Source organism: Streptomyces sp. NPDC059002, from assembly GCF_042740435.1.
Taxonomy (GTDB): domain Bacteria; phylum Actinomycetota; class Actinomycetes; order Streptomycetales; family Streptomycetaceae; genus Streptomyces.
The window spans coordinates 1-9,891 of record NZ_JBHYJI010000041.1; the positions used below are offsets into that span (position 1 = coordinate 1).

General features: G+C 71.6%; 9 protein-coding genes, 1 tRNA gene and 1 pseudogene. 3 read left to right on the forward strand and 8 right to left on the reverse strand.

What is annotated here, in order from left to right; all coding sequences use genetic code 11:
* Positions 1-58 precede the first annotated feature (58 nt).
* The 6 genes from ACFWZ2_RS29655 to ACFWZ2_RS29680 all read right to left on the reverse strand — a co-directional run bounded on the left by ACFWZ2_RS29655 (position 59) and on the right by ACFWZ2_RS29680 (position 4,851).
* On the reverse strand, positions 59-514 hold the full coding sequence (locus ACFWZ2_RS29655) for a hypothetical protein (protein ID WP_384550823.1): 456 nt from the start codon (positions 512-514) through the stop codon (positions 59-61).
* A gap of 91 nt (positions 515-605) precedes the next feature.
* Entirely contained in the window at positions 606-1,208 is a 603-nt protein-coding gene (pth, locus tag ACFWZ2_RS29660; RefSeq protein WP_384550825.1) for an aminoacyl-tRNA hydrolase, read from the reverse strand.
* A gap of 72 nt (positions 1,209-1,280) precedes the next feature.
* Positions 1,281-1,874: a 50S ribosomal protein L25/general stress protein Ctc gene (locus tag ACFWZ2_RS29665; RefSeq protein ID WP_384550827.1), complete on the reverse strand. Its 594-nt coding sequence runs from the start codon at positions 1,872-1,874 to the stop codon at positions 1,281-1,283.
* A gap of 198 nt (positions 1,875-2,072) precedes the next feature.
* Positions 2,073-3,047 (reverse strand): ribose-phosphate diphosphokinase, encoded by a 975-nt coding sequence (locus ACFWZ2_RS29670; RefSeq protein ID WP_384550829.1) that lies wholly within the window; start codon positions 3,045-3,047, stop codon positions 2,073-2,075.
* Between the two features lie 115 nt (positions 3,048-3,162).
* On the reverse strand, positions 3,163-4,596 hold the full coding sequence (gene glmU, locus ACFWZ2_RS29675) for a bifunctional UDP-N-acetylglucosamine diphosphorylase/glucosamine-1-phosphate N-acetyltransferase GlmU (RefSeq protein ID WP_384550943.1): 1,434 nt from the start codon (positions 4,594-4,596) through the stop codon (positions 3,163-3,165).
* Positions 4,597-4,779: 183 nt separating this feature from the next.
* Positions 4,780-4,851 (reverse strand) — tRNA-Gln (locus ACFWZ2_RS29680).
* A 347-nt stretch (positions 4,852-5,198) separates the two neighbouring features.
* Between ACFWZ2_RS29680 and ACFWZ2_RS29685 the strand changes: the two genes are divergently transcribed.
* On the forward strand, positions 5,199-6,530 hold the full coding sequence (locus ACFWZ2_RS29685) for a sensor histidine kinase (RefSeq protein WP_384550831.1): 1,332 nt from the start codon (positions 5,199-5,201) through the stop codon (positions 6,528-6,530).
* Between the two features lie 11 nt (positions 6,531-6,541).
* Here ACFWZ2_RS29685 and ACFWZ2_RS29690 read toward each other — a convergent pair whose 3' ends face one another.
* Both ACFWZ2_RS29690 and ACFWZ2_RS29695 read right to left on the reverse strand, forming a co-directional pair.
* The gene (locus ACFWZ2_RS29690) at positions 6,542-7,063 is read right to left on the reverse strand and encodes an SUKH-3 domain-containing protein (RefSeq protein ID WP_384550833.1); all 522 of its coding nucleotides are present in this window, start codon (positions 7,061-7,063) and stop codon (positions 6,542-6,544) included.
* Positions 7,064-7,140: 77 nt separating this feature from the next.
* Positions 7,141-7,734, reverse strand: coding sequence for a YwqJ-related putative deaminase (locus ACFWZ2_RS29695; RefSeq protein WP_384550945.1), 594 nt, complete (start codon positions 7,732-7,734; stop codon positions 7,141-7,143).
* Positions 7,735-8,041: 307 nt separating this feature from the next.
* On the opposite strand from ACFWZ2_RS29695, the gene ACFWZ2_RS29700 reads away from it, so the two are divergent.
* Both ACFWZ2_RS29700 and ACFWZ2_RS29705 read left to right on the forward strand, forming a co-directional pair.
* Positions 8,042-9,019, forward strand: coding sequence for an SMI1/KNR4 family protein (locus tag ACFWZ2_RS29700; RefSeq protein ID WP_384550835.1), 978 nt, complete (start codon positions 8,042-8,044; stop codon positions 9,017-9,019).
* Between the two features lie 7 nt (positions 9,020-9,026).
* A pseudogene (locus ACFWZ2_RS29705) lies at positions 9,027-9,891 on the forward strand (hypothetical protein); the annotation flags it as partial.

Consider the following 9,891-nt stretch of genomic DNA (forward strand, 5'->3'; position numbering starts at 1 on the left):
CCCGCGCCCCTTATAAGGGGCGCGGGGAACTGCGCGAGCAACCACGACGTAGCCGCACTTAGAAAGCCAGCGTCACGAAAGAAGCCGTCAGGAGGGCGCCGCCCGCCAGGGCGAGCCCCCACGCCACGCGCCGCAGGCGCAGCCCGCCCGCGACCACCACGGAAGCCAGCAGCAGGGCGCCGCCCAACGGCAGCCAGGCGTGGAGGAATCCGGGCCCACCCGTACGGACCGCCTCACGCGTGCCCGGCTTCAGGGCGACAGGAATCCGCTCGCCCTTCTTCTCGGCGATGGAACGGTCGATGACGACAGGCACCTGCCGCCGGGCACCGGACGAGGAAGACGAGACGTACGAACCGACGCACTCGTCGGAGTCGCACCGCGTCACTGTCATCACCCCCCGCTCGGAGCCCCCGGCCAGCCTCGCCGTGTCCCAGGACGCCCAGACGCCGGCGGCGACCAGCAGGGCGGCGAGGCCGCCCATGGCGGTGCGGCGCCCCTGGAGGAGCAGATTCATGGCCGGGATCCTTGGCCACTTGACTCCGCTCAGTCAACAGCGGGCACAACGGACCCCGGGCAGGATCTCGGGGCGAACCCCAGGGCGCGACTCAGGAGTTGTACGTACTCTGGGCGCGCTCAAGACCCTCGATGACCAGCGCCTCGACCGCGTCGGCCGCACGGTCGACGAAATAGTCGAGTTCCTTGCGCTCGGTCGAGGAGAAGTCCTTGAGGACGAAGTCGGCGACCTGCATCCGGCCGGGCGGGCGGCCGATGCCGAAGCGCACCCGGTGGTAGTCGGGGCCCATCGCCTTCGTCATGGACTTCAGGCCGTTGTGGCCGTTGTCGCCGCCGCCGAGCTTCAGGCGCAGCGTGCCGTAGTCGATGTCCAGTTCGTCGTGGACCGCGACGATGTGCTCGGTGGGCACCTTGTAGAAGTCGCGCAGGGCCGTCACGGGACCGCCCGAGACGTTCATGTACGACATGGGCTTCACCAGGATCACCCGGCGGTTCGAGGGCCCGGGCGCACCGATGCGGCCCTCGACCACCTGCGCCTGTGCCTTCCCTGCCCGCTTGAACTTGCCGCCCATGCGGTGGGCGAGCAGGTCGGCCACCATGAAGCCCACGTTGTGCCGGTTCATGGCGTACTCGGGCCCGGGGTTGCCGAGGCAGGCGATCAGCCAGGGGGCGTTGGCGTCGGTCGTCACGTGCATGTCTCCTTCATACGCGGCAGCCGCCGCCCCCGGTGGGAGCGGCGGCTGCCGTGCCGATGTGCGTCGCGAGGATCAGGCCTCGGCGGCCGCGTCGCCCTCGGCGTCGCCCTCGGCCGGGGCCTCCTCGGCCTGCGCGGCCAGGACCTGCAGGACGACGGTGTCGTCCTCGACGGCCAGCGTGGTGCCGGACGGCAGGGTGATGTCCTTGGCGAGGACGGTGGCACCGGCCTCGAGACCGGCGATGGAGACGGTGACCGACTCCGGGATGTGGGTGGCCTCGGCCTCGACCGGCAGCGCGTTCAGGACGTGCTCGAGCAGGTTGCCGCCCGGGGCCAGCTCGCCCTCGGTGTGGACGGGGACCTCGACGTTGACCTTCTCGCCGCGCTTCACGAGGAGCAGGTCGACGTGCTCGAGGAAGCCCTTGATGGCGTCGCGCTGGACGGCCTTCGGGATGACGAGCTCGGGCTTGCCCTCGACGTCGATGGCGATGAGCACGTTCGACTGGCGCAGGGCCAGGTTCAGCTCGTGGCCGGGAAGGATGATGTGGGCCGGCGCGTTGCCGTGGCCGTAGACGACCGCGGGGACCTTGTTCTCGCGGCGGATGCGGCGGGCGGCGCCCTTGCCGAACTCGGTGCGGGCCTCGGCGGCGAGCTTGATCTCAGCCATGACTACTCCTCGTAGGTCAGACGTATCGAATGGGGGGTCACCCGGCCATACGACTTACTGGCCTGCTACGAAGAGCGCGTCGATAACGGACCGCCGCACAGAAAAGTGCGGCCTCCCTCGCCGAGCAACTTCGACAGTCTACTCGGCGGGGAGGCCGCACCCAAAAGGATCTTCAGGAACCCTGCGGTCCCGGTGGTCCTACTGCTCCTCGAAGAGGCTCGTCACCGAACCGTCCTCGAAGACCTCGCGCACCGCGTTGGCGATCGTCGGCGCGATGGAGAGCACCGTGATCTTGTCCAGTTCGAGGGCGCTCGGGTCGGGCAGCGTGTCCGTGAAGACGAACTCGCTGACCTTGGAGTTCTTCAGACGGTCCGCGGCCGGGCCGGAGAGCACGCCGTGCGTGGCCGTCACGATGACGTCCTCGGCACCGTGCGCGAAGAGGGCGTCGGCGGCGGCGCAGATCGTGCCACCGGTGTCGATCATGTCGTCGACCAGGACGCAGACGCGGCCCTTCACGTCACCGACGACCTCGTGGACGGTGACCTGGTTGGCGACGTCCTTGTCGCGGCGCTTGTGGACGATCGCCAGCGGGGCGCCGAGGCGGTCGCACCAGCGGTCGGCGACGCGCACGCGGCCGGCGTCGGGGGAGACCACGGTCAGCTTCGAGCGGTCGACCTTCGCGCCCACGTAGTCCGCGAGGACCGGCAGGGCGAAGAGGTGGTCGACCGGGCCGTCGAAGAAGCCCTGGATCTGGTCCGTGTGGAGGTCGACCGTGAGGATGCGGTCCGCGCCCGCGGTCTTCATCAGGTCGGCGACCAGACGGGCCGAGATCGGTTCACGTCCGCGGTGCTTCTTGTCCTGCCGCGCGTAACCGTAGAACGGCACGATGACGGTGATGGAGCGGGCCGACGCGCGCTTCAGCGCGTCGATCATGATGAGCTGCTCCATGATCCACTTGTTGATCGGAGCCGTGTGGCTCTGGATCAGGAAGCAGTCGGCACCGCGCGCCGACTCCTGGTAGCGGACGTAGATCTCGCCGTTGGCGAAATCGAAGGCCTTCGTCGGCACGATGCCGACACCCAGCTTGTGTGCGACCTCCTCGGCCAACTCGGGGTGGGCGCGGCCGGAGAAGAGCATCAACTTCTTCTCGCCGGTCGTCTTGATCCCGGTCACAGCACTGTCTCCTCAGAGAGTTCGTCCCGCTGCCGTACTCACGCGTCCCGGTGCGTCGAGTCGGCCGATGTGTGCATCTATCACGGTACGCCGTGTCAGACGCACCTGTTTCCGGTCAGCTTGCGCTGTCCGTCTCCCGGGACGCCGCCTCCGCCGCCTTCGCGGCCGCGCTCCCCGGACGCTTGCGGGCCACCCAGCCCTCGATATTCCTTTGCTGGCCCCGGGCGACGGCCAGTGAACCGGCCGGCACATCCTTCGTGATCACGGACCCGGCGGCGGTGTAGGCACCGTCCCCGACCGTGACAGGAGCCACAAACATGTTGTCCGAACCGGTCCGGCAGTGCGACCCGATCGTCGTGTGGTGCTTCGCCTCGCCGTCGTAGTTCACGAAGACGCTCGCGGCACCGATGTTGGAGTACTCGCCGATCGTCGCGTCGCCCACGTACGACAGGTGCGGCACCTTGGAGCCGTCGCCGATCGTCGCGTTCTTCATCTCCACATACGTACCCGCCTTGGCCTTCACGCCAAGCCTGGTGCCGGGCCGCAGATACGCGAACGGGCCGACGCTCGCCTGGTCCCCGACCTCGGCGCGGTCCGCGACGGTGTTGTCGACCCGGGCCCCCGCGCCCACCCTGGTGTCCTTCAGGCGGCAGTTGGGGCCGACCTCGGCGCCGCTGGCCAGGTGCGTGGCGCCCTGGAGCTGGGTGCCCGGGTGCACGGTCGCGTCCCGCTCGTAGGTGACGGTGGCGTCGATCCAGGTGGAGGCGGGGTCGACGACGGTGACCCCGGCGAGCATCGCGCCGGTCAGCAGACGGTCGTTCAACGTCCGCCGCGCCTCGGCCAGTTGGACGCGGTTGTTGATGCCCGCGATCTCCTCGTGGTCGTCCGCGGTGGCGGCGCCGACGCGGTGTCCGGCCTCGCGCAGGATCCCCAGGACGTCCGTCAGGTACTCCTCGCCCTGGCTGTTGTCCTTGCGCACCTTGCCGAGGGCGTCCGCGAGGAGCTGCCCGTCGAAGGCGAAGACCCCGGAGTTGATCTCGCGGATCGCGCGCTGCGACTCGGTGGCGTCCTTGTGCTCGACGATCGCGGTGACGGCGCCGTTCGCGCTGTCGCGCACGATGCGGCCGTAGCCGGTCGCGTCCGGCACCTCGGCGGTCAGCACGGTCACGGCGTTGCCGTCGCCGTCGTGGGTGGCGGCGAGCTTCTGCAGCGTCGCGCCGGTCAGCAGCGGGGTGTCGCCGCAGACCACGATGACGGTGCCGTCGACGGAGCCGCCGAGCTCGTCGAGGCCGATGCGGACGGCGTGCCCGGTGCCGTTCTGCTCGCGCTGGTAGGCGGTGCGGACCTGCGGCGCGATGGCGCCGAGGTGCTCCTTGACCTGTTCGCTCTGGAAGCCGACGACGGTGACGAGCTGCTCGGGCGAGAGCGCGTTCGCGGCCTCAAGCACATGACCGATGAGGGAACGGCCGCAGATCTCGTGCAGGACCTTGGGGAGGTCCGACTTCATCCGGGTGCCCTCACCCGCTGCGAGGACGACGACGGCTGCCAGTGGAGTCTCCCCTGCAGGAGCGGAGCCGACTGCTTGGGGAAGGTTGGCGCTCACGGGGGTGCCCTTCGGCTTCGGATGGCTGGGGGGTTCCTCTTGGGGAGGACATCCGCAGGATACCGGGGCGTAGGGGCGCGGAAATGGGGGCGGGTCCCGACCGCGTGGACCAGGACCCGAGAGGTACAGCTCCCCCGCCAGGACTCGAACCCGGACATATGGCACCAAAAGCCACAGTGCTGCCAATTACACCACAGGGGATGGAAACGGCCTGAACCGGACATTGCGTCGGGCTCTCGGCCGGGCACCCAACACTATGCCGCACCGGATGCCTTCGATGCGACGGTACCGATCACCTCCTTCGCGCCGGCTCCTTCGTGCCGCCTTCTTCGCGGACCGGGGCGGGCGCCCGGCGGATCCGGTCCGGGTGATCTCCGTCATGTGGTGACCGACATCCGGAATATGGACGTCCGGCTCGAAAACATGAGCGTTTCAACAGTTCGAGGGAAAACGGTGGGTTTCGCTTCTCCTCGAACAGGGCGTGTGCTGGATCACCGAGCCGGAAACTCACCGGAAAACCGGGGCGGAACGCCCGTACGCTGGAAGACATGACCACGACGGGGGACGACCGCACCACGGCCATGACCGGGCCGTGGTGGTGGGGGCGGTGGCGCAGCGCCTTGCTGGACGCGGCGCTCGCGGTGGTGTCGGCGGCGGAGTGCGGCGCCGAGGGCGTCGAGTTCGCGCGGGACGCCGGACTGCCCACGGCGGTGGGGGTCGGGTTCGGAGTGCTCGCGGGTGCCGCGCTGCTGTTCCGGCGGCGCTGGCCCATCGCCGTCGTCCTCATATCGATCGCCATCACGCCCGCCCAGATGGGCGTCCTGCTGACCGTCGTCGGGCTCTACACCCTGGCCGCGTCCGAGCTGCCGCGCCGCATCATCGGCGCGCTCGCCGGGATGTCGATGGTCGGGACGCTGATCGTGGCCCTCGTACGCACCAGCCAGGACATGGCGAACGGCGGCAATCCGCCCGCCATCGGCAGCGAGTTCGTGCCGTTCTTCGCGGTGACCGCGGCGGTCGGGGTGACCGCGCCGCCGGTCCTGCTCGGTCTCTACGTGGGCGCGCGGCGCCGCCTCATGGAGGGCATGCGGGAGCGTGCCGACAGCCTGGAGCGGGAGCTCCAGCTGCTCGCGGAGCGCGCCGAGGAGCGCGCCGAATGGGCACGGAACGAGGAGCGGACCCGGATCGCCCGCGAGATGCACGACGTGGTCGCGCACCGGGTGAGCCTGATGGTCGTGCACGCGGCGGCGGTCCAGGCGGTCGCCCGCAAGGACCCGGAGAAGGCCGTCAAGAACGCCGCCCTCGTCGGCGACATGGGCCGCCAGGCGCTGACGGAACTGCGCGAGATGCTCGGGGTGCTGCGCACGAGCGACGGCACGAAGGGCGCGAAGCCCGCCGAGCCGGTGCCGCTGGCCGCCGTGGGGCACGCCGCAGCGGCCGCGGCGTCCCGCGCGGTGGACGAGGACGGCCCCTCCCTCGCCGAGCTGGACGAGCTGGTGGGGCAGTCGCGCGCCGCGGGCATGGCGGTCGATCTGTCGGTGGAGGGCGAGGCGCGCGACTATGCCGCCGACGTCGAGCAGACCGCGTACCGCGTCGTGCAGGAGGCGCTGACCAACGTGCACAAGCACGCGGCGGGCGCGAAGACGTACGTCCGCCTCGCGCACCGCAGCTCCGAGATCGCCATGCAGGTGGAGAACGAGCCGCCGCCGGAGCCGGACGGCGCGTCCGACGCCAGGCTGCCCAGCGGGGGCAACGGCCTGGTGGGCATGAAGGAGCGGGTCATGGCCCTGGGCGGCGTCTTCGTGTCCGGGCCGACGGACGGGGGCGGGTTCCGGGTGTCGGCGGTCCTTCCGGCCGGGGCCGTGGTGGGCGCCCCGTAAGGGGCGCGGTCTCAGCTCGCCGTCAGGCGGATCGGCTGGGCGCCCGTGACGAGGGTGGCCAGGGCGTGGTCGATGTGCGGGCCGAGGAACCAGTCGCCGCTGTGGTCGAGGCTGTAGACCCGGCCCTCGGTGTCGATGGCGAGCAGCGCCTGCGTCTCCGTCTCCTCGCCGATGGGGCACACCTCGGAGTCGAGGGCGCGGCCCAGGTCGCCGAACGTGCGGGCCAGATGGAGCCCGTACATGGGGTCGAGGTGCACGGTGGCCGGGGCTATCTGGCGCCCCGGACCCTGCGGGGTGATGTGCAGTCCGCCGAACTCGGCCCAGGCCTCGACGGCCGCGGGGAAGACGGCGTGCCGGTGTCCCGCGGGTGAGGTGTGGCGGCGCAGGACGTCCGCCCAGATCTCGGCCTGCTTGATGTCCCAGCGCCCCGGGCGCCAGCCGGCCGCGCGCAGGGCGGCGTCGACGGGGACGGGGAAGCGGGTGCTGCCGCCGTTGGCCGGGGCGGCCGTCGTGGCGGTGTGGTCGGCGTGCATGGGGTGGCCCTCGTTCGGTCGGATGGACGGTTCGGATGGACGGTGGGGCGTCGGTCCGGCTGGTGTCCGGGGGACGGTCAGGCGTCGTTCGCCGTCGGGTCCACCACGCGTACTCCGAAGTGCGAGGTGAGGGCGGTGCAGGAGCGGCACGGCCGGGCGAAGCCGCCGTGCAGCGGGTCGCCGTCCTCGCGGATGCGGCGGGTGGTGAGCTTGGCGTGCTTGAGGGCCTTGCGGGCCTCGCCGTTGGTCATGGGTTTGCGCGCGGCCCGTTTGGAGCGGCTCGCGTCGGCCGCCGTGAGGTGGCGGGAGATGAGGATGGCCTCGGCGCAGCGGCCGGTGAAGCGTTCGCGCTGGCCGCTGGTGAGGGCGTCGAGGAAGTCCTGGACGAGCGGGTGCAGCGCGGGAGGTTCCTCGCCGCGGCCCGCGGTGCAGGTGAGGGTGGTCTGGCCGCGTACGGAGAGGGCGGCGGCGACCGTCGGCAGGATGCCGTCGCGGCGCTGGCGCAGGACGGGTGTGTGGGCGGCGCTGCTGCTCCAGCCGACGCGGGGGTCGCCGCCCGCGCGGGGGTCGGGCGCGGTGCGCGGATCGCCGTGGCCGCCGCTGCCGGGATCGCCGGTACGAGGGTGTTCCGGTGCCGCGGCGGTGCCGCCGCCCGTCGCCGTCGCCGACATGTGGCCGGACATGCCGCTCTGTGCCGTGTGCATGGTGCTGGTCGCCTCCCCCTGCTCGCGGTCGTCACCGCGTCTGCCACGCCCCCGCGTCGCGGGGACAGCCTGCCAAATGGGGCGGGTGGTGCGGAAGCTGGGGCACTGCGACACGCCTGGCTTTCCGTTCGGTTTCGCCGCACGGTGACCGTCCGGTGGCTGCTGGTCATGGAACCGGAGGCCCGGTGACCGGTGTCGTTCTTACGCATAGGCTGTCGACATCCGCAGGGCCATGAAGGCAGAACCATCCACAGTGCCGCAGGGGGCAACCGCCATGACGACAGGTCGGCTGGGGCAGCAGGCCGCGCCGCCGAACGCGGCCTACGCCGGGCAGGTCGTGCACTTCCCGGACCCGGTCCGGGCCGCACGCCATCCCAGGGGGGTGCGGGTGGACGAGCACGGCTACCCGGACTTCTCGTTCTACGCGCGGGCCGCCGCCGAGATCGCCGAACCCCCGGAGGGCTTCGGCGTCGACGAGCTGCGCCTGACGGACTACGTGTCGGCGAACGCCGCGCTCGCCGCGTCGGGACACGATCTGTGGGACACGATCCCCGCGGTGGCGACCCCGCACGGCTGGACCTGGCACCACGTGCCGAACAGCCGCCGCCTGGAACTGGTCCCCGTCGAGGTGAAGGCGCTCCTGCGCCACCACGGCGGGCTCGCGACGACGGCCGTCGACCAGGAGAAGAGGGGCACGCGCCCGCTCCAGGAGACGCGCCCCGCGCACTTCGGCCTGCCGAAGGCCTCGGTCGCGGTGACCGAGCAGCAGATCCAGGGCGTCGAGGAGGATCTCGGCTACCGGCTGCCCGGCGCCTACCGTTCCTTCCTGAAGGCGGCGGGCGGCTGCGCGCCGGTCGGCACGGCGCTCGACGCGGAGCTCGGACTCCTGCTCGACCAGCCGTTCTTCACGGTCAGGGACGAGGCCGCGGTCAACGATCTGGTGTACGTCAACAAGTGTCTGCGCGACCACCTCACAAAGGATTACCTGGGAGTCGGCTTCGCGCAGGGCGGCCTTCTCGCCGTGCAGGTCAAGGGCGACCGGGTCGGTTCCGTGTGGTTCTGCGCGTACGACGACGCACGCGACCAGGACGCGTGGGCGCCGCCGGAGCGGGTGCGGCGGCTGCTGCTGCCGTGCGGCGACGACTTCGACGCGTTCCTGTCCCGGCTCGCGGGCAATCCGCCCGAGCTGGAGACCGTGGCGAACCTGATGGTGGACGGCGGCTTCGCGCGCGCCGTCCCGGTGGGGGAGTGACTTGGCGATGGTGACCTTCGCGCAGGCGCAGGAGCGCGCCGAGGAATGGATCAACGGCGATGTGCCCGGCTATCAGCACCGTGAGGTGCGGGTCAGGGAGTTCGACCTGGGATTCGTCGTCTGGGCCGAGGACCGGGAGAACGGTCCGGTGTCCGACGGCGGCAGCCAGCGGCTCGTCATCGCGCGGGACAGCGGCGAGGCCACGCTCTGGCCCGGCCTTCCCGTGGGTGAGGTGATCCGCCGGTACGAGGAGGAGTACGGACTGCCGGACGCGGCACCGGAAGACACGACCCCGGCGCCGCCGGAACGGGTCGACCTGAACCAGACGTCGTTCCTCCTGAGCCCCCCGGAGTGGCTCCAGGAGGCGGCGGACAAGCTCGGCATTCCCGACCGGCGGTCCGGTGCGGCGGACTCCGCGCCGCCCGAGGACGCGTCGGCGGAGCCCGGCCCCGTCGCGGAGCCGGGGCCCGCCGCGCCGGACGCCGGTACGCCGTGGCCCGCCGCGCCCGCGGCGGCGGGTGCGCCTGCCGGGGCCACCCCGTGGGCCGGTACGGACACCAACGCCGAAGGGGGCGAGGACCTTTCGGTGCCCGCGCCCGCGACGGTGTTCGCGCCGCCGCTGGTCGTCGCGGACGACGAGAACGCGTCGCCGCCGAGCGTGGCGCCGGAGGCCAAGACCGCCCTGATGCGGGGCGGCAGCCAGCTCCCGAAGACGGCGCTCGCACCGGCGCTGGACGGCTCGACGCCGGGTGCACCGGGTGCACCGGGTGGCCCTGCCGCGCCGAACGCGCCGCTGCCGCCTGCTGGTTCGGCTACGCCGCCTCCGCTTCCGCCGCCTGCGGGTTCGCCGGTGCCGCCTCCGCCGGATGCTT